This is a genomic window from Paenibacillus sp. Lou8.1 (assembly GCF_024213565.1).
GTDB classification, from domain to species: Bacteria; Bacillota; Bacilli; order Paenibacillales; family Paenibacillaceae; genus Paenibacillus; species Paenibacillus polymyxa_B.
Window position 1 is genome coordinate 231,556 of record NZ_JANAVN010000009.1, and the last position, 24,320, is coordinate 255,875.

Below are 24,320 nucleotides of genomic sequence, written 5' to 3' on the forward strand. Positions count from 1 at the left end.
ATGTATAATTACAAAAATGCTGATTTGGAGCATTTAATTCTTTGAAAAAATCACAAATGTAGAGTATCCATCATTAGATTAAAAATATAAATTACAGAAAAGAGGATAAGAAAAATGGCAAAAGTAGAAAGTTTTCAATTAGATCACACGATTGTAAAGGCTCCTTATGTAAGAGCGGCGGGAGTAGAGCATGACGAAAAAGGAAGCACAGTACAAAAGTATGACTTGAGATTTTTGCAACCCAATGAAGATGCACTCCCTACAGCTGCTGTACATACGCTGGAGCACTTATTAGCAACGTATCTGAGAGATGAAATCAAAGGAATTATTGATATCTCTCCTATGGGATGCAGAACGGGGTTCTACTTGATTTTATGGAATGAACACGAGCCTGAGGAAATTGCACTCGCTTTGGAAAAAACCTTGAAAAGAATTCTGGAAACGACAGAGGTTCCGGCTGTTACTGCTTTGGAATGCGGGAACTACAAGGACCACTCTCTTTTTTCCGCGCAGGAATATGTGAAGATTGTATTGGAAGCTGGTATTAGCCGCGATCCTTTCGAAAGAGTACTTTAAAACCTATGATTTCGATTGACCTATCTCATCAGACAGCGGTAGTGACAGGCGGCAAGTCAGGCATAGGCAAGGGAATTGTAGAGCTTTTCATTCAAAGCGGAGCTAAAGTGATTTCTGCTGATATTTCTTATGAAGAGCCGTATAGAGTGGTAAATCCACAGTTGGTTGAAACGCAATTGGACATATCGAAACCGGATGATATCGAAAGATGGTGCGATCTACTAATCAGCGAAACGGGAGTTCCTGACATATTGGTGAACTGCGCAGGTACTTCTACGATGGATTATGTCATTGATAGTGAGTTAGCTGATTGGGAGAAAGTATTTTCGATCAATTCAACTGGGCTGTATGTAGCGTCCAAACGGTTTGCCAAGGAAATGGTGGATGCGCGCAAATCAGGACGAATTATCCAAATTGCTTCACAGGCTGGAAAAAATGGATATCGGGCCATGGGCGGATATTGTGCTTCCAAACATGCGGTTCTCGGCTTGACCAAGGTGATGGCCATTGAGCTTGCTCCGCATCAAATTTTGGTGAATGCGGTTTGTCCAGGTATCGTAGAAACGCCGATGAAGCATCGTGAACGGATTGAAGGGGGCGTCATTCGAGGAATGACCGCTCAAGAAATATACGAAGAAGATTGTTCACAGGTACCTTTGGGAAGAACGGCCGAGGTTGAGGATGTCGCCAATGTGGTGCTGTTTCTGGCCAGTCCGCTCTCTGCATATATGACAGGACAAGCGATTAATGTTACAGGTGGAATGACGATGCACTAGCATACATGATCTGGGGGAAAACAACATGAAGAAATCGTTCGTTTTACTATTAGGGATTAGTTTATTATTGGTTGCTGCAGGATGCGGTAATAAAAGTTCTGACAGCAATGGCTCCAGCGCCGCTTCCGGTTCGGAAACGCAAAAAGTAGTCATCGGCTCCATGGGCTCTGACGCCCAGATCTGGAAGCATATTGCCCAGTCCCAGGCCGCCAAGGATGCCAAGCTGGACATTGAAGTGAAAGAAATTAACGGCGGAATCGAAACGAACAATGCGACCAAAGAAGGCGAAGTAGACGTGAATGCATTCCAATCGTGGGCGTACCTGGTTAGCTATAACAAAGAGAGCAAAGCTGATTTGAAGGCTATAGCCACAACCTACCTGGAGCCCATGGGGATTTATTCGCAAAAATTCAAAAGCATCGATGAAGTGACCGACGGGGCCCTGGTAGCTTTGGCAGATAACCCAGCCAATACGGCAAGAGGTTTAAAGTTATTGGAAGCCTCCGGTTTGATTAAGCTTAAGGCTGACTTTAATGATGCCTTGGGTACAGTCAATGATATTACTAGCAATCCTAAAAACCTGAAATTTGAACTAATTGATGATAAAACAGGACCACGCGTGATTCAAGATGTAGGCTTGGTGCTGATTGGGAATACGATTGCTTTAGAAGGGGGTCTGAATGTACTGAAAGATTCCTTGTTTCATGAGGAGATTAGTCAGGCAACCAAAAATAATATTAACGTCCTGGTTACTTCATCTGATAAGGCGAATGACAAAGGGCTGCAAAAGTTAGCGGATCTCTATCATAACGAGGATACTCAAAAATACATTAAAGATGAATTTGGCGGCACCAAAGTAGAGGTTAAAGAGCCGGTTTCTTATTTGGAAGGACAAACTGCAAAATAAACTTATGAGGTCAGCCAGTTTTTTGGGTTGACCTCTTTTGTTCGTTAGTATTCGACTTGAGTTTGAGTATGGGTTTCGGTTCGATAATGTTTGGGGGAGAGTCCCTTTACCTTTTTAAAAATTTTCGAGAAGAGTAAAGGGTCGTTATAGCCGACTGAACGGGAAATATCACCGATCGAAAGTTCAGCGTTTCCCATCATTTCACATGCTCTGTTGATCCTATAGCGAACCAAATAATCCTGAATACTTGTGTTCACTTGTTGTTTGAATAACGAACATAAATAGCTTCGATTGAGTCCGATAAAATTTGCAATGTGCTCAATGGTAATTTTCTGAGCATAATTCATTTCGATAAAATCCTTCACTTTTTCCACGTAAATTTCCGACCGGCTTTCCTTTTGTTCGGGAGGTGTTACCGGACCGAATTCTATAAGCTCCGATATCATTAAGCAAAGCAGACCGGTCAGTCTGGTTTCCCGAGCTTTATGGCATTCACTTGATTCATTCATTCGCTGCAAATACTGATGAATCAAATGGTCTCCTTCAAAGTTGAGGATTGGACGCGTCATCGTTAGACCTGCTTGCTTGAGGAGTGTTTCTGCCAGTGCCCCGTCAAATCCAAACCAGCAATAAGACCAAGGATTCACTACATCGGCTTGATAATAAGTAATGACCTGGGGGCAGATTAGAAACCACTGTCCTTTTCGCAAGCGATAACTGAACCCACCGACCTCGAAGGTACCTTCTCCGTCCAAAATATAATGAAGCAGATAGTGATCTCTTATCGCAGGTCCAAAAAAGTGACTCGGTATGCATTCCTCTATGCCAAACTGAGTTAGATACAATTCAGAATGCTGTTTACTACGCGGCAAATATTCTATCACGCTAAATCTCCTTATGTAAATTATCAAGCATTATAACATAAATAGTGAGCACCATGCCATGTACTTCATATCTAAAATTAATATATGATTTCTGTAGAACCTACTGCTATATTGTTGAATCTTATCAAGCTTTACACCATATGAACATAGTTGATGGCTGTTACAAAATGCTTCTTCTGAGTGTCTTTTTGGTGTGGAACTCCGATGATTATTATCTAAGAGAGGGGTTATTTTCCCAATGGGTATCATTGTTCAAGAGCAAACAGGGCTGTTTCATTTGCAGTCGTCGGGCATGAGTTATATTATTCAGATTGTGGATGGATTTCCTGTCCATGTATACTGGGGAGACAGGTTGAAGCACCGCGAACCCATGGCTGACCTATTGCTTCACACTCCCGCGAAGGCTGGATTGGATCGGTTGCCGCAAGAATATCCGCAGTATGGGAGCGGGGACTTCCGTAACCCGGCGTATCAAGTAGAGCTTGAGGATGGAACTCGTATCACGGAGTTAAAGTATATTGGCTACCGGATCACTAAGGGAAAGCCATCATTAACCGGGCTTCCGGCCGTATATACCGAAAATGAAGACGAAGCGGATACGCTGGAACTGGAGTTACAAGATGACTTTTCAGGCCTTAAAGTTGTTCTTCTTTATACCGTCTTCGCAGATCGAAACGTAATCGCTCGTTCGGCTCGTTTGAGTAATGCGGGAGCCAAGAATCTTCGGCTTCTCCGTGCTCTAAGTGCCAGTGTCGATTTTTCAGGTAAAAGCGATCTAGAGTTCATGTATCTTTCGGGAGCATGGGCTCGGGAGGGGAATATTACCCGCAAACCGATTCTTCAAGGTGAAACCCGAATTGATAGTAAAAGGGGCATGAGCAGCCATCAACTCAACCCTTTTGCTGCATTGGTCACCCGAGGAACAACGGAAAGCTATGGTGAGGTATTCGGCTTTAGCCTCGTGTACAGCGGGGGCTTTGAGGCGGGAGCAGAAATAGATTCATTCGGCTCTACACGGTTTAGCATCGGCGTGAACTCCTTTGATTTTTCGTGGTTACTGAGCCCAGGTGAGAGCTTCCAAACGCCAGAAGCCGTTATGGTTTACTCTGGTCAAGGGCTGGGAGAAATGTCGCGTACATATCATCGCTTGTATCGGACTCGTCTTTGCCGAGGGAAATATCGGGATGAAGAACGCCCTATTCTGGTCAATAACTGGGAAGCTACCTATTTTGACTTCAATGCAGATAAGCTGGTATCGATAGCGAAGGAGGGGGCAGAGCTAGGCATCGAACTTTTTGTCTTAGATGACGGTTGGTTCGGAAAACGGGATTCTGACAATTCGTCTCTCGGCGATTGGTACGAGGATCGTCGGAAGCTGCCAGACGGACTTGCCGATGTCGCGAAACGCATCAATCAATTGGGGCTTAAATTCGGACTCTGGTTTGAGCCGGAGATGATCTCTCCAGACAGCGAGTTGTACCGGGAGCATCCAGATTGGTGCCTTCACGTTCCAGGACGGCGACGCAGTGAAGCCAGATGGCAGTTGGTGCTGGACTATACTCGCAAGGAAGTACGCGATTACATCTACGATTCGCTGGCTGCCATTTTCTCCAGCGCCCCAGTTTCTTACGTGAAATGGGATATGAATCGCTGCCTGACGGAAATCGGTTCCGCAGCTCTGCCGCCAGAGCGCCAATCTGAGACTGCCCATCGCTATGTTCTTGGATTGTATGAGCTGCTGGAGCGCGTCACCGCCGAATTTCCGCATATTCTTTTCGAGAGCTGTTCAAGTGGCGGAGGACGTTTTGACCCAGGCATGCTTTACTACATGCCTCAAGTATGGACTAGTGATAATACCGATGCGGTGGAACGTCTGAAGATTCAATATGGAACTAGCCTTGTCTATCCTGTAAGCGCCATCGGAGCGCATGTGTCGGCAGTTCCGAACCATCAAGTTGGACGCATAACACCCCTTGACTTTCGAGGTGATGTGGCCATGTCCGGAAATTTTGGATATGAGCTTGATCTCACGAAATTCACCGATGAGGAAAAAGAGACGGTCAAACGCCAAATCGCAGTATACAAGCAGATACGTGGCTTAGTACAAAAAGGTGACTTGTATCGCTTAAACAACCCGTTTGAAGATAACGAATCGGCTTGGATGTTTGTTTCTGAAGACCAAGAGGATGCCATCGTCTACTATTTCCAAGTGATGGCTGTCCCGAACGCGCCTTGGCGAGCCCTGCGCCTTGACGGACTAAATCCAGAGCTCGAATATGAAGTTAAGTCAGGAAATAGCGGGCAAAAGTCTATCCATGGGGGGGATCGGCTTATGAAGTTGGGCCTCCCTCTTCTCTACAGACAGAAAGACTATGAAAGTGGATGGTTCAGGCTTCGGGCAATAAAGCCTGGTAAGGCTTAAGGATCAGTACAACAGTATAATTGCCGAAAGAGAGAAAACAATCGATGGAGTTATGCCCCTTTTTATATGAAAAGGGGCATTTTGCGCGCATCAGCGTACTGATTGGGGAGGGGCAAACCATGTTTTTTATACGAATGATGAATGACATGAAACTGAGAAAGAAGATGACGCTTACATTCATTTCGGTAGCTGTTCTTCCCTTGCTGTTGTGTGGCCTGTTTCTGACGGGGAAGCTTCGAGAGGCCGTTATTAAAGACGCCTTTATGCAAGTATCCAACAATGTCGAGCGGGTCCGAAATCGTACAGAAGAATTGATCAAAGTGCCGCTGGACATCTCGTACCGGCTGACCAATGACAATCGGATGAAAATGGTAGCCAGCCAGAAGTATGACAGCTACATCGAAGTCATTCAGGCATACCGGGAGTATACAGGTATTCGTGACTACCTCCAGTTGTACAAAGAGATATCCGGCATCCGTGTCTATGTCTCTAATCCTGGAGCACTTAATAATTGGGAATTTATCCAACCGGATGATAGGATCACAACCGCAGATTGGTACAAGGAGGCCATCGCACAGAAAGGATTGGCCGGCTGGAATTTAATTAAGGATGAGAGGGACGATGCCGATTATCTCAGCCTGATTCGATCATTTTCAGTGGATTCACCAGGACGAAAAGGGGTTCTGGTCATAAATGTTAACAAGCGCCAATTAAATTCAATCCTGAATCAGGAATCGTTCCCTACCTTGATCGTGGATAACCGGAATCAGATTGTCGCGTCCAATGAAGCAGAGTTGTTCGGGAAGAATCTTTCTGAAATTCATGCCGACGAAAATATACTTTTCCATCAGGAAGGAAGTTACAACATGCTCATCGATGGAAAAGCGTCGAAGGTGGTTATCGCTAATCTAGCTCCACAGAATAGCTGGAATGGACTTCGCATTATTTCCATTTTTTCCGTTTCTGAGATTACCCGAGATGCTAATCAAGTGATATGGCTCGGCGGAATCGCGATCACAGCCAGCCTGATATTTGCAGCCTTGCTTATCTATGCTTCTGCTTCGCTATTATCCAGAAGGCTTCTTCGCTTGAGCAAGCATATGACCCAAGTAGGGGCAGGCTCATGGGAAACCTATCTCCATATTGATGGGAAAGATGAAGTGGGTCTATTATCGAGGGAATTTAACGCGCTCGTCAGCAGCGTAAACCATTTGGTCCAGGAGGTCCAAGAGACGAATCGCCAGAAAAGACTCGTGGAGCAAAGACAAAACGAGATCAAGTTCAAAATGCTGGCAAGCCAGATCAATCCGCATTTTCTCTTCAATTCTTTGGAGTCTATCAGAATGGAGGCCCACATTCGCCAACAGGACGATATCGCTAAAGCAGTCTGGCAGTTGAGCGCGTTGTTGCGCAGCAGTCTGGAGGCTGGTAACGACAAGATTCCACTGCGTAAAGAGCTTGAACAAGTGTACTGTTATCTCGATCTTCAAAAGTTTCGGTATGAAGACCGTTTGGAGTATCGCTTAACCGTTGATCCAAATTTGGAGGAAATGTTGGTTCCACCTCTGATTATCCAACCATTGGTGGAAAATTCTATTGTACACGGTCTGGATAATCAAGCAGAAGGAGCTGTCATTGAAGTGAAAGTTAAGGAAATCCCGGAGGGGGTTCGAGTTATGGTATGTGACAACGGCGCTGGTTTCACGGCCGATCGTCTCGCCCTAGTACAAGCAGAGCTTGCTGCATCCGTACATGAACAGGAGGTCCAGCGAATTGGACTACGAAACGTAAATGATCGTCTCGTCTTACTGTATGGGACCTCTAGTGCTTTACATATTGAGAGCGAGCCTGGGAAAGGCACTTGTATTCAGTTTTTTATACCTGGGGGTGAATCCAAATGATTAAGGTAGTCATCGTTGACGATGAGCCGAAGCTTCGTCAAGGGCTTCAAACGCTGATCCCATGGGAAAGCCTCGGATTTATCGTTACAGCTACGGCAGCCAATGGAAAGGAAGCACTGGGAGTCATCGAGGAAAAAGCTCCTGATGTTGTAATCGTCGATATCCGCATGCCGGTTATGGATGGTTTACAGTTGATTGAGCGCTTGACAACCGACGGTCATCATTTGCACTTTATGATCCTCAGTGGATATGCCGACTTTGAGTATGCCAAACAAGCGATCAAATACGGGGTGTTCGGCTATCTCGTTAAACCGGTCGACATTGATGAAATGTCGTCCAGTTTAAAACGGATACGCGAGCGGATCGAAGAGGAGCGTCTTCAAGGGGAGTGGCGTAAGAGAGAGGTTATAAATCGAGATTTATACCTGCATAGCTTGCTCGTCTCTCAAGAGAGAACTGAAGATCCGGCCAAGTTGAGAAATAAGGCAAAAGAAGCAGATTTGTTGTGGAGCAACTACGAAGTCGTGGTCGTCTACCCGCGTGTTTCTGAAGTGGACCGTTCTGATGTCGCATACCAGCTTTCGAATGGATTGAAGGCAAAGATAGAGGGGCAGATGATGGGACTTGTCACAGTAATCCCCCCGTATACAGTCCTGTTGCTCAACGCGCCGCTGCGCGGAAGAGAACGGCGTGAAATTCTGCACAATGAGATTCGTAATGTTGCGGATAATGTCCGGTTCGCCGCTGCAACCGGAGGGGTAGTATCTGCTCCTGAAGATATTTGTAAATCTTTTTTAAAGGCCCAGGAAGCGGTAAAACAATCCTTTTTCAGCGAGAAGAACCGACTGCTAGGTCCGTATCCTTTCTTTTCTTCTTCGCTGGATTCTCCCCGATTGTCTGCTGATAAAGCTGAGGAAACGATGGAGGAATTCATCTTCCGCCTGTATTACAGTCTGGAGGTAGGAAACCAAACCGCAATACTGCCATTATTGAACGAGGCGGCTGCATTTTTACTCAAACAGGGGCAAGATGAGAAGTCGATCAAAGAGTCCTTCTTTTTTCTGTCCAATGCAATCATTCATAAGCTGACCGCGGGTTTCTGTATCGAGTTGAAAGAGACGGAGGAAGTTTCCCGTTTTTTAAATGGGATATACCAGCATGATCATCTATATGATCTTTTGGAAGAGACCCACCGTTTCCTGCTAACATTGGCGCAAGACTCTGAACACCGTGGAAAGGAGCTGGAATTCAAAAAAATGATCGACTTCATTCACAAGCATTATGCAGACAACCTGAGGCTGGAAGCGTTAGCCGGACTACTAAACTATAGTACCGCCTATTTGGGTCAGCTTTTCAAGAACAAGACGGGGGAGTACTTTAATACCTATCTGGACCGAGTCCGTATTCAAAAGGCCAAGGAGCTGCTGGGTCAGGGAATGAAAGTATACGAAGTCGCCGAAAGCGTCGGCTATACAAGCGTCAACTACTTTTACAGCAAATTCAAAAGATACGAAGGCCGTTCACCGTCGGAATATAGAAATCCATAATTTGTGGATGATTTTTTCCGAAATCCGTTGTATGGGTTCTGACTCTCCTCTGTTTTATGATTGGTTTTAAGAGAGGGGATGAAAAAAATGAAAGCGGTAACAGCAAATTCGGAAAACGTATACAAAAAAACGAAGCGGAATGCTTGGAAGGTATTTAAAAGCCAGAGGTATCTTTACTATATGTCCATTCCGTTTGTTATCTGGGTCTTTATCTTTCAGTATTTGCCGCTATGGGGCTGGACAATGGCATTTCAGAAATACAGACCTGGTTTGAGTTTTTTTGAACAGAAGTGGGTGGGCTTGGAGCATTTTCGTACATTGTTCCAAGATGATCATTTCTACCAAGTATTGCGGAACACGCTGGCTATGAGCCTTATGGGACTGGTCGCTGGCTTTATTGTACCCGTTGTCTTTGCTCTATTGCTCAACGAGGTCCGCATACAAGTGGTAAAACGATTTGTTCAGACCGTATCTTATCTGCCGCACTTTGTTTCATGGGTGGTTGCTGCAGGCATTGTCACCAAAATGCTTTCAGCGGATGGCGGTGTCGTAAACGATATGCTCATGGGTCTAGGCATCATCGATCAGCCAGTCCAGTTTATGGCCCAAGGTAAATTATTTTGGTGGGTTGTAACTTTCGGAGACATCTGGAAGGAAACGGGGTGGAACGCCATTATTTATCTGGCTGCCATCGCCGGGATTGGTCCTGAATTATACGAGGCTGCGCGGGTGGACGGCGCTAGCCGATTACAGCAAATGTGGCATATCACGCTGCCGGGGATCCGGCCGACTATTATCATTCTCCTGATTATGTCTATTGGTCATCTGCTCGGTACAGGATTCGAGAAACAATTTCTGCTGGGCAATCACCTGGTCATTGATTACTCTGAAGTACTTGATTTGTATGCGCTTAATTATGGTCTGGCGATGGGACGTTACTCTTTCGGAACGGCCATTAATATTTTTAATTCGGTGATAAGCCTGATCCTATTGTTTGCGGCTAATGGAATCTTTAAGCGCTATACCAACGAGAGCATTATGTAAGGAGGAGAATGGACATGGAGGCTGTCAAAAGCACTACGCCGGTCGGCGGATTAAACAACAAGCTTCAGGCGAAATCACCACAAGACCGAATCCTGGGGATAGTTGTTTATGTTTTCATGATTGTGGTTACCGTTCTGACGATCTACCCGTTCTTAAATGTGCTAGCTATCTCTTTTAACGATTCGGTAGACACCATTAGAGGTGGGATCACCATCTGGCCAAGGCAATTTACGTTGAAGAATTACGACTTGATTTTCACCTATGAGGGGTTAATCACTGGATTCAAGATCTCCTTTCTGCGAACCGTCATTGGCACCGTAGCGGGCTTGGTCAGCGGCTCGATGCTTGCCTATACGCTTGCACGAAGTGATTTTCAAGCTAGAAGGTTCATCTCCATCTTTCTGGCCGTCACCATGTATGTTTCTGGAGGGTTGATTCCAGGTTTTATCCTGATGAAGGAATTGCATTTAATTGATACATTTGCCGTCTATATTTTACCAGGTCTTGTAAGTGCGTTTAATGTCTTCATTATTCGTTCCTTCATTGATGGTCTGCCTTATGCGTTACAGGAATCAGCCAAGCTGGATGGTGCCAACGATTTCACGATCTACTGGCGCGTTATTCTTCCTCTTTGCAAACCGGCATTAGCGACCGTAGCGCTCTTCTTGGCAGTTGGGCAATGGAACTCTTGGTTCGATACTTACCTGTTTAATGGGTCCAACGAATCGTTGACGACCCTGCAATATGAATTGATGAAAATTCTGCAAAGTACGACAACAAGCGCAACCAATTCCCAGGACGCTGCCAATATGGCCGAGCGTATGGCACAGGTTTCACCGGAATCCGTCAAAATGGCAATCACCATCATTGTTACAGTGCCGATTCTTATCGTCTATCCTTTTTTACAAAAATATTTTGTTAAGGGTATGACGCTCGGAGCGGTAAAGAGCTAAACGAAGCAAACATTCATTATAATGGGAGGTTTCGCTCCATGAAGTCAAGAAAAAATAGAATGGTCCTGTCCTTCGTAATGTCACTGACTTTAGTCGCGACCCTTGCAGGGTGCAGCGGTAATAATCCGTCTGAGGCTACCAAGGCCGTAACAACAGGAGACATCACACTTACTTATTTTTCGGAAGACTCCAGCACAAATTGGAATAGCATGAAGGATCAAGTCGGTAAGGTCATCGCTGAAAAAACCGGAGTAACTCTAGATGCTGAATTCGCTGTCGGAGACCCGGTCCAAAAGATTTCGTTGATTGCAGCCACAGGAAACTATCCTGATTTGATCGCTGCTAAGGCGGATGTCGGCAAACTTGTCGATGCTGGCGCAATCATTGATTTGACGGATTTGATCGACAAGCACGCACCGAACATCAAAAAAATGCTGGGTGACAAGCTTGTTCGGACAAAGTACAGTTTGGACGACCCATCGATCTATGTGATTCCGACCTGGTCCGCTGTCGAGGAGAAAAAAATTAAACCCGACGTGGGATTTAAACTCCAGCATCGTGTCGTCAAGGAAGCGGGATACCCGGACATTCGTACGGTACAGGATTTTGAAAAAGTCATTAAGGACTATATCACCAAGCATCCGACGGACGAAAATGGCAATAAAAATATCGGATTGTCCCTTAATGCCGACGATTGGCATATGTACCAGGTAACAAACTCAGGATTCCAAACGACCGGGGGACCAGACGACGGCGAATACTACATTGATCAAAAAACACACCAAGCGACTTATCATTTCCGCCGACCGGAAGAAAAGGAATATTTCCGCTGGTTGAATCACATGAACTCCATTGGATTGCTTGATCCGGAAAGCTTCGTGCAGAAGACCGATCAGTTTAAGGCGAAGGTGGCTTCAGGCCGCGTACTTGGCCTTGCCGATCCAGAATGGGACTATGGCGACGGGCAAAATGCGCTAAAAGCGGAGGGCAAATTCGACCAAACATACGGTCATTATCCAGTCACCATGAGCAAGGAATATAAGGACACCAACTTTTGGCTTCCTGGCTTTGATGGGGGATATGGAATCTCGATCTCTAGCAAGTGCAAGGACCCGGTTCGCGCTATCCAGTTCCTCGACTTTCTGGCATCGGAAGAGGGGCAAATCCTGAATAATTGGGGGATTGAAGGAAAGCATTACACGGTTAAAGACGGCAAACGGACGATTATTCCGGCTGTGCTGGAACGGATGAACAATGACAATGCAGCTTTCCAAAAAGAATCTGGAATCGGTCTATATTGGAACTTGTCGGTCCATTATGGTGATGGCATCAAGGACTCCACCGGCAACTACTTTACTCGTAGTTATCCGGAGATGCTGACAGCAACTTATAACAAGTCGGAGAAGGAAGTCCTAAAGGCCTATAAGATTGATCATTGGAAAGATCTATTCCCAAAAGAAGAAGAATTCCAACCGAGAGCATACGGAGCAGCCTACACGATGTCTCTCCCCAATGACGATCCGGCTGTTATTCTCGGAGCCAAGATGAAGGATATTACATGGAAACGAATTCCGGAGGCTGTCATGACCAAGCCGGAGAACTTCGATAAGGTTTGGGATGCCTATATGGCAGAGCTGGAGAAAGCCGGAGTACAAGAAATGGAACAATCCTTTACCAAACATATTCAAAACCGGATTAAGCTATGGTCCACCAATTAATTCGTTTTGCATAAAGAACGGGTCCGTTTCCACTTTCCAATTGGAGAGGAGACGGTCCTTTTTCATTAAGGTTTGCTATAGACTGCATTCGTTCAAGTTACAAACCAACAGCGGCCGCCTCGGTTATTTTCTGAGGTGGCCGCTGTTCGTTAGGGGCAGGCTTATGCGTTACTTCATGGTGCTGGGTGGGACGGTAAAATTACAGGCACGTTCAAAGTAATTACCAATTTGTCGACGTTGTTATCAGAATCCAGCCACATACCCATCGTCCGAAGTATCTGCTACCTTCCGTGGTACGGTGAGCCCCGTAAGAGCGCCTTACTCCGCTTCATTCTTGGAGGAAGTAAATAGGTCTTGAGGAAGCTCATCCCTCGTGATCACGTAATCGCTGTTGAACACTTTTATGAGATGATCCAGGGAGTTATATTGTCCGTTGCGGACGAAATCGCCCGTCCATGTGGTGAAAAAGAGCCAATGCGCTGAATATGCTTGAAGCAATTCGGGATCGCCAATCGGGCCGTTTTCGGACAGACCAACCAGTTTCTTGCCTTGCACGAGATTTACCAAGCTGTCGTACTTGCCGATACTTGGGTGATAATTAGCCGCCGGGTTGTAGATATCCACACTTACAATATCGACGACATCGTCCCCCGGATACCATTCGGGGCTCTCGGAGTTCCATACCCAGATCAGATTGTTCAGATGATGGTAGTGTGTTAGACGGTCGTACATGATACGGTACAGCTGCTTGGCGGAGTCTGGCCCTTGGGCGCCCCACCAAAACCATTTGCCTTCCGCCTCGTGCAGTGGTCTCCACAGCACCGGAACGTGAGCGTCTTGGAAGCGTTTCAACTGAGCGGCAATGGCATCAATGTCCCGCAGGATTAGCTGATATTCTTCCGACTTGGGATGATTAAGCGCATATTGAACGTCGAATGTAGTCGCCTCGGTGTAAAATCCGCGATACCATTCTTTGCCTGGAATGTCATGCAGTCCCTTAGGGGCATTCCAGTGCCATACAAACGTGACAATTCCACCTTCTTTGGCCCATTGGATCGCCTTGTCCACCTCAGTTGAGGTGGCACCATGCTCGACGCGAGAGGGGGAGTAATCCATCATGTCCGTTGACAACATCGCAGGATACTTTCCAGTTTGGTCTTTAATCCACTGGGCATCCTCCAGAGTGTGCTGACCGGAAAGAATTTTGTTCCCGTAAACATCCACGAGATAACTCATGAGTGCCTTGGTTTCCGCAGTCGCATTCGGGTTTACCGGCTTTTTCTCAATCTGATGCAGTTTCGGGGGGAGCACTGCTGCCAGCTTGATGTAGTCGATATGATACTGGCCCAAGTCGACATTGAACTGTATTGTGTTGTTTCCCGAATTCAGCATGATTTTACCGCCGGATACCTCGGAATAGCTTGCTGTTGTCGGAAGGGATATTTCGCTTGTCTGACCGTTGACCACCATATGGGTCTTTTTGTCACTATTTGGATTACTGTAACCGATTGCAATATTGTAAAAGCCACTTGAAGCTGCGTTATAGGCAAGGGTTAACGACCCTGTGCCTTTAAAGGCTGCGTAACCGGTACCAGAATAGCCCGTGCTGGCGGTTTCGGTGCTGACCTCACCAGTAATGACTCCGTCTTCGGCTTCAATTTTGCTGTTTGTAGCAGGCAAACTGGCGAATTCAACCTTCACGTATTCGATCCCGTAATATCCCCAGCCTCTTGAAAAAGTAACCTCGTTTGTACCGGCATTCAACATGATCTTGCTTACCAACTTCTCGTTTACAACCGCACCTCCCGGAGGGGGAACCAGCGTTATGCTTTCAGCCATTGTACCATTGACCTCGAAGCTGGTATCCTTGGAGCCGGTGTCCGCCGGAATATAGTAACCGAGGCTCAGCTTATATAGACCTGCTGTCGGCACATTCACTTTAAACGTAGCCGTCCCGTCAGACTTGCCCGAATTTGGGTCATAATCATAAAAGAAGGATACATAGCCATCGCCTTTATAAAGTGTATCGCCGGTATAGGGAGTATCCCGTTTTTCTACGCCGTAACCTTGAATAATTGCATCTTTGGAGCTGACAACTGTAGAAGGAGATTTGCCATTAGTGGATAAATCTTGACTTGCACCCATCGTCGTTTCGTCTTCAACATGGGTGACCAAGTTAGTTGATTCTGCTTTTGCTAAGCTTGGAATTAAATCGAGAGATACCAACAAAAAAGATAAGAGAACAAAACTAAGAATACGGAAAAATCTTCTTTTCCACGGATCTGGCATATGACTCACTCCTTGAATTAGATGTTACCACCTTAATTGTCCTGCGGCGCAGATTGAAGAAACCGTTTTCAAAAATAAAAAAATTAAATAATAAACAACTGCTTCCATAATCGCATCTTTATTTGTATGCGTTTTCAATATTTCCTTTTAAATTTTTTAGTTCATCACCTCGCTTTAATTTCATCATAAATTAGAGGCGAGGCAGGAACCATACTATGAATTTCGGAAGAAATCATCCTTAAATTATGGATTTTTAACTCCGATGGTAAACAAACTTCATATCTTCTGAATTTGTCTGGGCGAAATTTGCTGAACGAATTCTTCCTTAATTGATGAATTCATTTCTAAATTTCCGGAATTCTTTAGGTGTTTTTTTATGATGTTTCTTAAAAGACTGAATGAAGTGATTTACATGATTGAACCCCACTCTGTGGGCTATTTCAGTTATTGTAGAATCTGTTGAAATTAATAACTCGCTGCTTTTCTTGATACGGTACTTAATTAAGTAGTCGTAAGGTGTCATATGAATGGTTCTCTTAAAACTACGAGTGCATTCCGAAATACTTAAATGTGCTATAGCAGCAATTTCTTGCAGTGTTATATTGTCTGAGTAGTTTTGATGGATAAAGCTGAGCATCAATTGAAGTCGCTCCTGTTGCAATTTCATGTATTTAGGTGCTTCCTCAGAAGACAGCGAAATATTAGATATTAAGACTAACCATAATTGTGCCGTTTTGATGGAAACCTCGTATTCCCAGCCCCACTTTTTTTTCATATCAAATTTCTGTTTCATATCCCAAAGCATTTGCAGTATTTGAATTTGCCATTCAACATCTCCTTTGATTACGAATGACAATAAGAGAGAGTTTGTATAAGGAAGTACATAATTTTTTTCCATCGCACTATCTGCATAAAAGGCCAACAGCTTCTCAGGGAAATTAAAACTGACATATTGACCGTTATGTGTAAGGTGTGTAGTAACGTGAAGAACACCTTTATTAATTAAAATGGCCTGACCTGTTTGTAATTCATGATCAATCCCGTTAACTTGTATCACTAGCTTTCCTTTGGTTACCAAAGTGATTTGTAGTTCCTCATGCCAATGTAAATCGTTGAATCCTCTACCTTCAGGATTACTTGCATGAATAGTATGGGTGTACATGATGTATGGAAATGAAACATCGGGATATAGAATGGTCTCATGCAATTGTTTTTCCATTTTAGCGAGGTCCTTTCTGATGACGATATTTCTATATAAATTAAAGATATAGTTACACAAATAAAATAAGAGTGGTGATATTATTATACCAGATCTTCGGCTTATCATTACAATCCTGTGCACAGGCGATTGGATAAGACATCTTGGAGGCGTACATGTGAAAATAAATCAATCGTCGTTACCGTTTCATCCGTATATCTTGCTTTTAATCAGCATATTGTCTGTTTCTATCTCATCCATCATGATAAAATCCTCCGATACTCCAACCTCTGTGGCTGGGATGTACAGATTGTATATGTCAGTACTCATAATGCTTCCTTTTGTACCTTGGAAAATGTTCCGTTCCTTAGAAATGAACAAAAAAGATTGGAGTACCGTTTTCATAGCGGGTCTTTTTCTCGGGTTATATTTCTTATTCTGGATGGAATCTTTAGTATATACCTCAGTTGCGAGCTCCATGGTCATTCTATCGTTACAGCCTTTATTTGTAATGATGGGTTCATACTTTATGTTCAGAGAACGAGCAAACATATTGACCCTTCTTTGTTTGATCGCCGCTCTTGTCGGTTCAATCATTATAGCTTGGGGAGACATTGGGATTTCGAGAGAGGCATTAATCGGAGATGGATTATCTTTAGTAGGAACAATTTTGGTTTCAGCATATATGTTGGCAGGACAGAAAGTAAGTCACAAAATAAATGCAAATGTATATAGTGTTATTGTTTTTTTTATTGGTGGCAGCGTCATGCTGGTCTACAATTTATTGAATCATTATGCCTTGATCAAATATGACTCGTCGGATTGGATGTATTTCTTGTTACTTGCAGTAATCCCAACTATTTTTGGACAATATATTTTTAATCTGTTGTTGAAATCAATGGGTGCAACTACGGTCTCAGTTGGTATTATTGGAGAGCCTATTCTTGCCATAATTCTCGCCTACTTATTCTTGGGAGAAATAATCTCTGCATTTCAATTCATAGGTGGAATCATGACTTTATTCGGTATGGGGATGTATTTTTGGGCAAAATCTTTAAAGTATACTACAGTTGCAAAATATTAAATTTGAAACTGATTATCGCGAAATTGAAGAAAACAATCGATGAGGAGAATGTTTAGATGGCAACGATTGATGATTTTTTGAAACTAGATATTCGAGTTGGAACCATAATTAAAGCTGAATTTTTTGCAGAAGCAAAAGTACCTGCTATTAAACTTGAAATTGATTTTGGACAAGATATCGGAATAAAAGCTTCGAGTGCACAAATTACAAAAAGATATGTGGCTGAAGATATTATAGGGGAACAAATCATAGGTGTAGTCAACTTTCCACCTCGACGGATAGCAGGCTTTAAGTCAGAGGTATTGGTCCTTGGAGGAATACCCGAAAAGGGGGATGTGGTTCTATTGAAACCAGATACCAAACTACCTGACGGAACACCTATTGGGTGATGGAACGCTTGTTTAATCATTAAAATATATAACTTCACAACAGGCAAGGCATTGAACTAACGGGATACGATCGTTCGATAGCAAGTTAAAACAGATAGCGGCAGACGAGGATTTTATTTTCATATCCTAGTCTGCCGCCTTTTCTTTTATTGGTCTGTCTACAACTTAACTTTTTTGATTCATTAATAATCTGCAACAGGTAGGCTGGAAATCACGAGTGTCACCAGTCCAGTAAAAGAACAATTCTCCATACCAGCTATGCGCCTTCTGCCTATCTGGCTGGGATGCTGCGTGTCCCCTCTGTCATCGGGGAGGCGCAGAGCGGGCACACCGGCGGCGTGCCTGTGCTAGCCGCGCTTGTACGGCGTCCGCTTGTTGTGTCGCGACGCATCCACGCTTTGCAGGCACCGTCGGTGCATTTCCACACGGGCACGTTGATGCGTGGCTCCGCCGGAGACCCTGTCACCGACGAGGTCGTCCGTATCGTAGCGCTGCCTGGTCCCGGCCTGCTGCTCACGCGGGTCGCTGTGCCAGACGCTGGCGATCCAGCACGGTTGCTATACCCGGAAGCACCCTTCGGTTGGCCGAAGCTGCTGCGGCGTGCTTCCGGCTTGGAAGCCTCAGGGGTGACCCCATAGGCTTCCAGCAGGAAGCGTGACACGGCGGCAGGCTTGCCATGATTAGAGGCGGGAGAGGTGATGTACAGCAACTCCTTCGCCCGGGTGACGGCCACGTAAGCGAGGCGGCGCTCTTCTTCAAGCGCTGCATCGTTATCCACAGCCGTAGTCGGGGCGGCGCCTGCCCGCCGATCCTCCGGCAGCTCGCTGTGCAGCGCCGAGCTGTGCGGCAGAATGCCCTCGCTGGCTCCGATCCAATATACGCAAGGGAATTCCAGCCCTTTGGCGCGGTGGATCGTCATGAGCCGAACAGCATCGCTGTCTTCTTCTCTGCGCAGCGATTCCATTTGGCGGTGACGCTCGGAAAGCTCGTCCGCAAAGCTGACGAACGCCTCCACGGTGTCAAAGCGCTTGGCTGCCGTTTCGAGCTCCTCCAGACTTTCTTGCATCGTTTCCTTATAATGAGTCCACGCGCCCGTATCTCCGCTTTCCAAATATTTGTCATAAAAGACGCGCCGCATTTCTTGAATGGCATAGGCAGGTTTCATTGTAGTGAGACTGCGAATCAGACGAATACGCTCTTTCACCTGCTCACGCTGAAAATCACGTAGTCGATCCCAGCGGCTGAGATGAATCAGCGGGTATTTTTTAGCCTGCTGTTTCTCCTCGCGCATAATCCATTCCATCCCCGCCTCACGGGATACGTACAGCGGCCCGAGGGTGCTCGGAATGGATTCCATACGCCGGGGATTTAGCGACAAGCGCAGGTGATCCATTAAGGGACGAATCAGGGACTGATCATAAAATACAGCCCCTGCTCCGTACTGAATAAATGGGACATCCCGCATAATTAATTGCTCAAAAATAGATCGGCTTCCGCTGGCTGTCCGGTGCAAAATAGCGATATCCCGGTAGCGCAGCCGACCTTCCTCTACCTGCCCGAGTAGATGAGTAACAATATGCCCCGCCTCCTCCTCGGGTCCGGATGGGGTGGCAAACTGCGGCGGCAAGCCTTCACGCCCGGCAGCCGAAAGACGTTTGGAGCGTCGATGAACATTTTTGGCGACAATGTTAGAGCCCAGCCCCAAAATCCGCGCATCGCTGCGATAATTAATATCCAGGGTAATGACCTTTGCATCCTTATAGACCTTGTCAAACTCCAGAATGGATTCCTGGCGTGCCCCATTAAAGGTATAGATCGTCTGATCATCATCTCCGACGACCATCAGATTGCGATGTCGGGCAGCCAATCGCTGCACCATCTCATATTGCAGGGCATTCGTATCCTGAAATTCATCGACCATGATATGTGAAAAACGTCGCTGAAGCGGCTGAAGCACATCCGGGTCACGCAGCAGTGCGGAGGCACGCAGCAGAATATCGTCAAAATCCATTTTATTGCGCTCCTGTTTCCACACTTCATAAGCGAGCATGGCACGCTTTGCATCCGATTCCTCGCGTACGGTTTCCGGCAGCTCGTCCGCGCTGCGGCCTTCCGCTTTCCAGGCGGAGAGGGCAGACAGCAGGCTTTCCGGTTGGAAAGCCTCGCTAAGCCCAAGCTGACGCAGCATCATTTTCATGACGGTATGCTGGGCCTGCGTTTCACCGAACACTTCATCTTGCACGCCGCGATGACGCAGCATCGCCAAAGCGAATGAGTGAAACGTGCGAGCCTGAACTGCACGTGCAGCAGCAGGGCGCACACCGGGTAATCCCGCGATGCGCAATTTCATTTCGGCAGCTGCCTTGCTGGTGAAGGTCACCAGCAGAATGGACGATGCAGGGACATCCCGCATCGCCATGAGGTAGCCTGCGCGGGCAGCCAGCACTGTGGTTTTGCCGCAGCCCGCCCCTGCAAGGGTCAGAAGGGGGCCTTTGCCGTGTCGGACGGCCTGGATCTGCGGGCGGTTCAGGTGAATGCCGGCGTTCTCTAAAGCACGAAAATAGGCCGAGTCTTGGTCGGTGTCAGGCACCAGCGTCATACTGGTATCCATGGAAGCACGACGTGCCTGAGGGCTCGACGTTGAGTAAGGAACCCCGATGGGTCGGGGGTAAAAAGAAGGATTTGGGTCCATAATCCTGAAACCCCTTTCGTTCTTAAAATCTTCCATTTTCACAAATGGGGGTAGTTTTTGGTATGATAGAGTTCTAGTCAGCTTTAGCTGACGAAAAGAACAAGGCGATGGACTAAAATAATGCTGAAATTCATGCGGATCATGCCGGAGTGACAGAACGTCAATACGTTGACGCTAATGCCTATAGCCTTCAAACAGGCGATATGACCGCATTCCATTATACAGGAGTTCGACGTTTGCCAACAGAAAAAAACTTTGGGATATACGGACGGTACAGTGAAATCCGGCTGGATATGGGGAGGAAATAACGATGAAGCTGATTCAACGTATAAAGGAAGGCGCTAATCGCGCAACAGAAAAGGCGCAGCATGCTGTCGAGATTAGTAAGATCAATTCACAAATTACAACGATTCAGCAGGAAATGGATGTTCATTTCTTGCGAATGGGTCAGATCTTTTACGAAGGTTACCGCGCATCCGACATGTCGGTGGCAGAAACCGAGATGACACAGCTATCCACCGCATGTGATGAGCTTCAGGATGAAATTGACGAGCTGCGCAGTAGAATTGCAGAATTAAAAAACGCTCATTTATGCACCTGTGGAGCAGTTGTGCCACTGGATGCCAACTTTTGCCCCAAATGCGGACGCAAGCTGAATGAAGGACAGGCTGCCTCCAAGCAGGTGGCTGCTGTGCGTGAAGAGGTGCCAACGGACGTCTATTCTTTTGATCTGCGCAAGCCAGAGGTAGTGAAGGATGCTACGCCTGCTTACACGGAGTATGCAGAACATGAAGTAGTCGATCGGCATGAACAGGAACAGGATGAGCGGTATGAAACACACGAACCAGCGGGACTAGACCGCGATTACACAGTATCTGATTTTACACCGGAGGAAAAAGCGGCATTCGACGCTGAGTGGGAGCGCCGTCGCCAGGAAGATCTGGAAAAAGAACACCGTCGTCTTGAAGAACTGGCACGTGAGCGTGAGCGTCAGGAGGAGCTGGACGAGCGGATTCGATATTGGAAGGCCAACAACTCCGGGGCTGATAAGCCGGCAACGCCGTCTGCACAAGTACGTGAGAATGTAAAATGCCAAATCTGCACCGCAGAACTACCCAAAGGGTCCAAGTGGTGCCCGCGTTGCGGAGCTGAACAGATTTAACGCAGCCGAACAGGCTGCTGCAGGACACAGACATAACGCCGGGCAGCATAGGGGGAACAGAATATATGGAGCGTTTGCTGCATCATCTGCGGAATCTGGGTTTTACGGAAATGGAAGCCAAGGTTATGGTCGAGCTTTCGAGGCAAAATGCGGCTTCCGGCTATGAAGTGGCTAAGCGTCTGGGCGCATCGCGCTCCAACGTGTACGCGGCTTTACAGCGTTTGGCCGGGCAGGGATACCTCAGAACCAGTGCTGGAGAGCCTGTTCGTTACAGCATGCTGCCACCGGGTGAATTGACCCGGATGATCGAAGGGCAGATGCAGGAGTCCCTGCGTGCGGTGGAGAAGGAAATGCCACGAACAGAACCAACCAAGCCGACCTTTTATAACGCGGAAGGTGACCGGAAGGTACTGGAAAGTCTGACACGTGAGTTGGAACGGGCAGAGCATGAGATTGTGTTGGATTTGTGGCGCGAGGAAGCCGAACTGCTGCGGACAGAGTTGGAGAAAGCCGAGAGTCGAGGTGTGCGTCTGCTCTGGTCCTGCGATAACGGAGAAAGCATGATGGGACCGTGGTTATCGCTTAGGTCTGGTACAGACGGACAGGAACCAGCAGGGCGCAAGTTTTCTTTTGTTATTGATCGGCGTTGGTGCATGCTGGGTATGCGGGGAGAGAATTGCCCGACACAGGCGCTTATTACCGAGCATCCGGTAATGACAGGCCTGCTGCTTAATCATTTTGCTCAGGATCTTATTCTGTATGAGCTGGAGCATGATATGGGCAGAGAGCTGTCGACCCGGTATGGCTGGCGGTATGAAGGCATTATCGGCAAATATATGTCAGCTGGAGAATAGCTTAAGATTACCGGCTAGGAAGTTCCATCAGTGCCCGGCATATAGATGTAATATAGCCCGCCTTATGAGGCACGAATTGATCCGATGTAATCAGGCGGCGAGTTTTTTCTGGATTCGGCCCCGACGTAATGCCTTGGGCTTCGATAAAGGGAATATGGCCTTCAAAAAGGGCCAGTGCTTGGTTAAGATCTGCTTCGTACAGTCCGGCTACTTCTTCTTGCTGGAGGTGATAAGCTTCCAATGGCTGGTTCGATAGCAGTCCAAACACCGAGCTAACCTCCCGGTCCCAAAAAGAGGTACCCTGTGCGGTACCTTTGCTTTCATACCGAACGGTCATCAGCGGTGTTAATGAGGCAAAGGGCACATGAATACCCAGTTCTTCCTCCAGCTCACGAGCCGCCTGAGACATATCTTCGCCTGCCGTCAAGTGACCGGCTGCTGTAATATCGTAGCATCCAGGGAAGGTGTCCTTCGTATCCTGACGCTGTTGGAATAGTAAGCGACGGCCTATCGAAGTGTCTCGTGCTAGCCAGCAGTGAAAGGTATGGTGCCAGTATCCCTTGGCATGTGCGTCTTGTCGGGAAGCTGTGCCAAGGGGGTTGTCTTCATCATCGTAGATATCCAGAAGCTCGCTAGTCATCGTGGTTCCTCCTATAGTAAGCAGAAATCAAAGGTCTACTTTACAGTATAACGTGTTTTCCTTCCTGACGATATGAAGGCGGGTGTGGAATGTGGAGTGGCATTTGGGGTATGCTGGGAACATGAGGATTTGCAACATCACACAGGTTTACGATTGAAAGGAGCGATTTTACATGGAATGTATAGTACATTTTCGAGTCATGCATCCGGAGGAACCCAAGGAACTTCGTGGGTTAATTATGCTGGAAAGTGGGGGCAAGCCGGGGATTGATCAAATCACGGATATGTTCAAAAATATGGGCTATGATGTCCGTCCAGACAATCCGGAGGAATTGATTTTTAAACCAGTCGATGTCAGAGCCAATTATACATATATCCGGGTTATTGAGCTGGATACGGGTGAGGAAGTCTACCAGGAAGACAGGGATTTGCGCGCGATTTTGGAAAATTTGCTGAATAAACATTAAACGTTAAAGATCAGGAGAACTAATCGATGGAATGAGATAAAGCGATCCTGTCGCCATTCATAGGAACGGAGAACCAATGATGAGATTGTATATTATCCGACACGCAGACCCCGATTACCCCAACAACACCATCACGCCGGAGGGGCATTTGGAAGCCCAGGCACTGGCCAAACGGCTTTCCAGTCACGGACTGGATCGAATTTATGCCTCTCCTTTGGGGCGGGCTTTGGATACGATGCACTACACTGCCGAGTCTTTGGGTATGACTCATGAAGTGGAACACTGGACGCAGGAGCTGGCCCTAAAGCTGGAGGAAACTCCATACGGCCGTCTTTCCCATTGGGATTTGCCTGGTGAAGTGATCCGTTCCGAGTTACCCCTGCCGACTCATGACTCTTGGCAGGAGATTTCCTATTATCAGGGAACGAAGAGTCCCGAAGCCTTCGAACAGCTGAAGCTTCATTCTGATGAATTCCTGAAACGGCAAGGCTTTGAGCGGGTGGAGGGCAGGTACCGGATTCTGAAGCATACCGAAGATCAGGTGGCCGTATTTTGTCATGGCGGCTTCGGGCTGACCTGGCTTGCTCATCTGTTGGAGCTGCCATTGGCTTTGGTCTGGTCCGGTTTTTGGATGCCGCCTAGCTCCGTAACCACGATCTTGTTTGATGAGCGCTCCCAGGAATGGGCAGTTCCCCGTTGCATCGGCTTCGGTGATGTTTCCCATCTGTACGCTGAGGGCTTGCCCGTCAGACCCCGTGGCATTATCACCAATTTCAACTAATCAGATCTCCTACACCATACCAAAACGGCTTAAGACG

Annotated in this window: 21 protein-coding genes; 16 read left to right on the top strand and 5 right to left on the bottom strand. The window is 46.6% G+C overall.

From position 1 onward, the window contains the following. Nucleotides 1–114 precede the first annotated feature (114 nt). Genes NLX78_RS15055 through NLX78_RS15065 form a run of 3 tightly spaced genes read left to right on the top strand, consistent with a single transcriptional unit; the run spans nt 115 to nt 2,259 of the window. Nucleotides 115–576: an S-ribosylhomocysteine lyase gene (locus tag NLX78_RS15055; RefSeq protein ID WP_029515967.1), complete on the top strand. Its 462-nt coding sequence runs from the start codon at nt 115–117 to the stop codon at nt 574–576. A gap of 5 nt (nt 577–581) precedes the next feature. Next, nucleotides 582–1,352 carry an SDR family NAD(P)-dependent oxidoreductase gene (locus NLX78_RS15060; RefSeq protein WP_254350835.1) on the top strand — a complete coding sequence of 257 codons (771 nt, stop codon included), beginning with the start codon at nt 582–584 and terminating at the stop codon, nt 1,350–1,352. Nucleotides 1,353–1,377: 25 nt separating this feature from the next. Next, complete coding sequence (locus tag NLX78_RS15065) at nt 1,378–2,259, top strand: MetQ/NlpA family ABC transporter substrate-binding protein (protein ID WP_250259534.1); 882 nt, start codon at nt 1,378–1,380, stop codon at nt 2,257–2,259. 44 nt (nt 2,260–2,303) lie between these two features. On the opposite strand, the gene NLX78_RS15070 is transcribed toward NLX78_RS15065, so the two are convergent. After that, nucleotides 2,304–3,143 (bottom strand): AraC family transcriptional regulator, encoded by an 840-nt coding sequence (locus tag NLX78_RS15070; RefSeq protein WP_250259533.1) that lies wholly within the window; start codon nt 3,141–3,143, stop codon nt 2,304–2,306. Nucleotides 3,144–3,381: 238 nt separating this feature from the next. On the opposite strand from NLX78_RS15070, the gene NLX78_RS15075 reads away from it, so the two are divergent. The 6 genes from NLX78_RS15075 (at nt 3,382) to NLX78_RS15100 (ending at nt 12,728) form a co-directional block, all read left to right on the top strand. After that, entirely contained in the window at nt 3,382–5,565 is a 2,184-nt protein-coding gene (locus tag NLX78_RS15075; RefSeq protein WP_254350836.1) for an alpha-galactosidase, read from the top strand. Between the two features lie 119 nt (nt 5,566–5,684). Next, nucleotides 5,685–7,466: a cache domain-containing sensor histidine kinase gene (locus NLX78_RS15080; RefSeq protein WP_254350837.1), complete on the top strand. Its 1,782-nt coding sequence runs from the start codon at nt 5,685–5,687 to the stop codon at nt 7,464–7,466. Beyond that, nucleotides 7,463–9,013 (top strand): response regulator transcription factor, encoded by a 1,551-nt coding sequence (locus NLX78_RS15085; RefSeq protein ID WP_254350838.1) that lies wholly within the window; start codon nt 7,463–7,465, stop codon nt 9,011–9,013. Before NLX78_RS15080 ends, NLX78_RS15085 begins: the two co-directional genes overlap by 4 nt. Before the next feature lie 87 nt (nt 9,014–9,100). Then, nucleotides 9,101–10,057: an ABC transporter permease gene (locus NLX78_RS15090; protein ID WP_061829979.1), complete on the top strand. Its 957-nt coding sequence runs from the start codon at nt 9,101–9,103 to the stop codon at nt 10,055–10,057. Between the two features lie 14 nt (nt 10,058–10,071). Beyond that, nucleotides 10,072–11,010, top strand: a complete 939-nt coding sequence (locus NLX78_RS15095; protein ID WP_165178879.1) for a carbohydrate ABC transporter permease — start codon at nt 10,072–10,074, stop codon at nt 11,008–11,010. Nucleotides 11,011–11,048: 38 nt separating this feature from the next. Further along, on the top strand, nt 11,049–12,728 hold the full coding sequence (locus tag NLX78_RS15100) for an ABC transporter substrate-binding protein (protein WP_254350839.1): 1,680 nt from the start codon (nt 11,049–11,051) through the stop codon (nt 12,726–12,728). Nucleotides 12,729–13,046: 318 nt separating this feature from the next. On the opposite strand, the gene NLX78_RS15105 is transcribed toward NLX78_RS15100, so the two are convergent. Both NLX78_RS15105 and NLX78_RS15110 read right to left on the bottom strand, forming a co-directional pair. Beyond that, the gene (locus NLX78_RS15105; protein WP_250259527.1) at nt 13,047–15,017 is read right to left on the bottom strand and encodes a glycosyl hydrolase; all 1,971 of its coding nucleotides are present in this window, start codon (nt 15,015–15,017) and stop codon (nt 13,047–13,049) included. Nucleotides 15,018–15,342: 325 nt separating this feature from the next. Then, the gene (locus NLX78_RS15110; protein ID WP_069290999.1) at nt 15,343–16,236 is read right to left on the bottom strand and encodes an AraC family transcriptional regulator; all 894 of its coding nucleotides are present in this window, start codon (nt 16,234–16,236) and stop codon (nt 15,343–15,345) included. A gap of 157 nt (nt 16,237–16,393) precedes the next feature. Here NLX78_RS15110 and NLX78_RS15115 point away from each other — a divergent pair, with 157 nt between their 5' ends. Together NLX78_RS15115 and csaA are read left to right on the top strand one after the other, a co-directional pair. After that, entirely contained in the window at nt 16,394–17,299 is a 906-nt protein-coding gene (locus tag NLX78_RS15115; RefSeq protein ID WP_254350840.1) for a DMT family transporter, read from the top strand. A gap of 56 nt (nt 17,300–17,355) precedes the next feature. After that, a complete protein-coding gene (csaA, locus tag NLX78_RS15120) occupies nt 17,356–17,688 on the top strand; it encodes a chaperone CsaA (RefSeq protein WP_069291001.1) in 333 nt (110 codons plus the stop codon). Between the two features lie 271 nt (nt 17,689–17,959). Here the strand turns inward: csaA and NLX78_RS15125 are convergent, their stop codons facing one another. Further along, a complete protein-coding gene (locus tag NLX78_RS15125; RefSeq protein WP_254350841.1) occupies nt 17,960–20,380 on the bottom strand; it encodes a UvrD-helicase domain-containing protein in 2,421 nt (806 codons plus the stop codon). 149 nt (nt 20,381–20,529) lie between these two features. On the opposite strand from NLX78_RS15125, the gene NLX78_RS15130 reads away from it, so the two are divergent. The 3 genes from NLX78_RS15130 to NLX78_RS15140 all read left to right on the top strand — a co-directional run bounded on the left by NLX78_RS15130 (nt 20,530) and on the right by NLX78_RS15140 (nt 22,396). Next, a complete protein-coding gene (locus NLX78_RS15130) occupies nt 20,530–20,688 on the top strand; it encodes a hypothetical protein (protein WP_254350842.1) in 159 nt (52 codons plus the stop codon). A 2-nt stretch (nt 20,689–20,690) separates the two neighbouring features. Then, a complete protein-coding gene (locus NLX78_RS15135) occupies nt 20,691–21,542 on the top strand; it encodes a zinc ribbon domain-containing protein (RefSeq protein WP_254350843.1) in 852 nt (283 codons plus the stop codon). A gap of 65 nt (nt 21,543–21,607) precedes the next feature. Continuing rightward, nucleotides 21,608–22,396 (top strand): TrmB family transcriptional regulator, encoded by a 789-nt coding sequence (locus tag NLX78_RS15140; protein WP_069292056.1) that lies wholly within the window; start codon nt 21,608–21,610, stop codon nt 22,394–22,396. Nucleotides 22,397–22,403: 7 nt separating this feature from the next. Here NLX78_RS15140 and NLX78_RS15145 read toward each other — a convergent pair whose 3' ends face one another. After that, entirely contained in the window at nt 22,404–23,036 is a 633-nt protein-coding gene (locus NLX78_RS15145; RefSeq protein ID WP_250259522.1) for an NUDIX hydrolase, read from the bottom strand. A gap of 172 nt (nt 23,037–23,208) precedes the next feature. Here NLX78_RS15145 and NLX78_RS15150 point away from each other — a divergent pair, with 172 nt between their 5' ends. Then, nucleotides 23,209–23,502 (top strand): hypothetical protein, encoded by a 294-nt coding sequence (locus NLX78_RS15150; RefSeq protein ID WP_069291005.1) that lies wholly within the window; start codon nt 23,209–23,211, stop codon nt 23,500–23,502. Between the two features lie 79 nt (nt 23,503–23,581). Then, entirely contained in the window at nt 23,582–24,283 is a 702-nt protein-coding gene (locus NLX78_RS15155) for a histidine phosphatase family protein (protein ID WP_367988263.1), read from the top strand. The last annotated feature ends 37 nt before the right edge of the window (nt 24,284–24,320 follow it).

What these genes read in the sequence shown, in the direction of transcription:
- NLX78_RS15095 (WP_165178879.1), top strand. Translation starts at nt 10,072, where the DNA reads ATGGAGGCTGTCAAAAGCACTACGCCGGTCGGCGGATTAAACAACAAG.
- NLX78_RS15080 (WP_254350837.1), top strand. Translation starts at nt 5,685, where the DNA reads ATGTTTTTTATACGAATGATGAATGACATGAAACTGAGAAAGAAGATG.
- csaA (WP_069291001.1), top strand. Translation starts at nt 17,356, where the DNA reads ATGGCAACGATTGATGATTTTTTGAAACTAGATATTCGAGTTGGAACC.
- NLX78_RS15135 (WP_254350843.1), top strand. Translation starts at nt 20,691, where the DNA reads ATGAAGCTGATTCAACGTATAAAGGAAGGCGCTAATCGCGCAACAGAA.
- NLX78_RS15155 (WP_367988263.1), top strand. Translation starts at nt 23,582, where the DNA reads ATGAGATTGTATATTATCCGACACGCAGACCCCGATTACCCCAACAAC.
- NLX78_RS15085 (WP_254350838.1), top strand. Translation starts at nt 7,463, where the DNA reads ATGATTAAGGTAGTCATCGTTGACGATGAGCCGAAGCTTCGTCAAGGG.
- NLX78_RS15125 (WP_254350841.1), bottom strand. Translation starts at nt 20,380, where the DNA reads ATGGACCCAAATCCTTCTTTTTACCCCCGACCCATCGGGGTTCCTTAC.
- NLX78_RS15090 (WP_061829979.1), top strand. Translation starts at nt 9,101, where the DNA reads ATGAAAGCGGTAACAGCAAATTCGGAAAACGTATACAAAAAAACGAAG.
- NLX78_RS15060 (WP_254350835.1), top strand. Translation starts at nt 582, where the DNA reads ATGATTTCGATTGACCTATCTCATCAGACAGCGGTAGTGACAGGCGGC.
- NLX78_RS15150 (WP_069291005.1), top strand. Translation starts at nt 23,209, where the DNA reads ATGGAATGTATAGTACATTTTCGAGTCATGCATCCGGAGGAACCCAAG.
- NLX78_RS15145 (WP_250259522.1), bottom strand. Translation starts at nt 23,036, where the DNA reads ATGACTAGCGAGCTTCTGGATATCTACGATGATGAAGACAACCCCCTT.
- NLX78_RS15055 (WP_029515967.1), top strand. Translation starts at nt 115, where the DNA reads ATGGCAAAAGTAGAAAGTTTTCAATTAGATCACACGATTGTAAAGGCT.
- NLX78_RS15100 (WP_254350839.1), top strand. Translation starts at nt 11,049, where the DNA reads ATGAAGTCAAGAAAAAATAGAATGGTCCTGTCCTTCGTAATGTCACTG.
- NLX78_RS15105 (WP_250259527.1), bottom strand. Translation starts at nt 15,017, where the DNA reads ATGCCAGATCCGTGGAAAAGAAGATTTTTCCGTATTCTTAGTTTTGTT.
- NLX78_RS15110 (WP_069290999.1), bottom strand. Translation starts at nt 16,236, where the DNA reads ATGGAAAAACAATTGCATGAGACCATTCTATATCCCGATGTTTCATTT.
- NLX78_RS15075 (WP_254350836.1), top strand. Translation starts at nt 3,382, where the DNA reads ATGGGTATCATTGTTCAAGAGCAAACAGGGCTGTTTCATTTGCAGTCG.
- NLX78_RS15140 (WP_069292056.1), top strand. Translation starts at nt 21,608, where the DNA reads ATGGAGCGTTTGCTGCATCATCTGCGGAATCTGGGTTTTACGGAAATG.
- NLX78_RS15065 (WP_250259534.1), top strand. Translation starts at nt 1,378, where the DNA reads ATGAAGAAATCGTTCGTTTTACTATTAGGGATTAGTTTATTATTGGTT.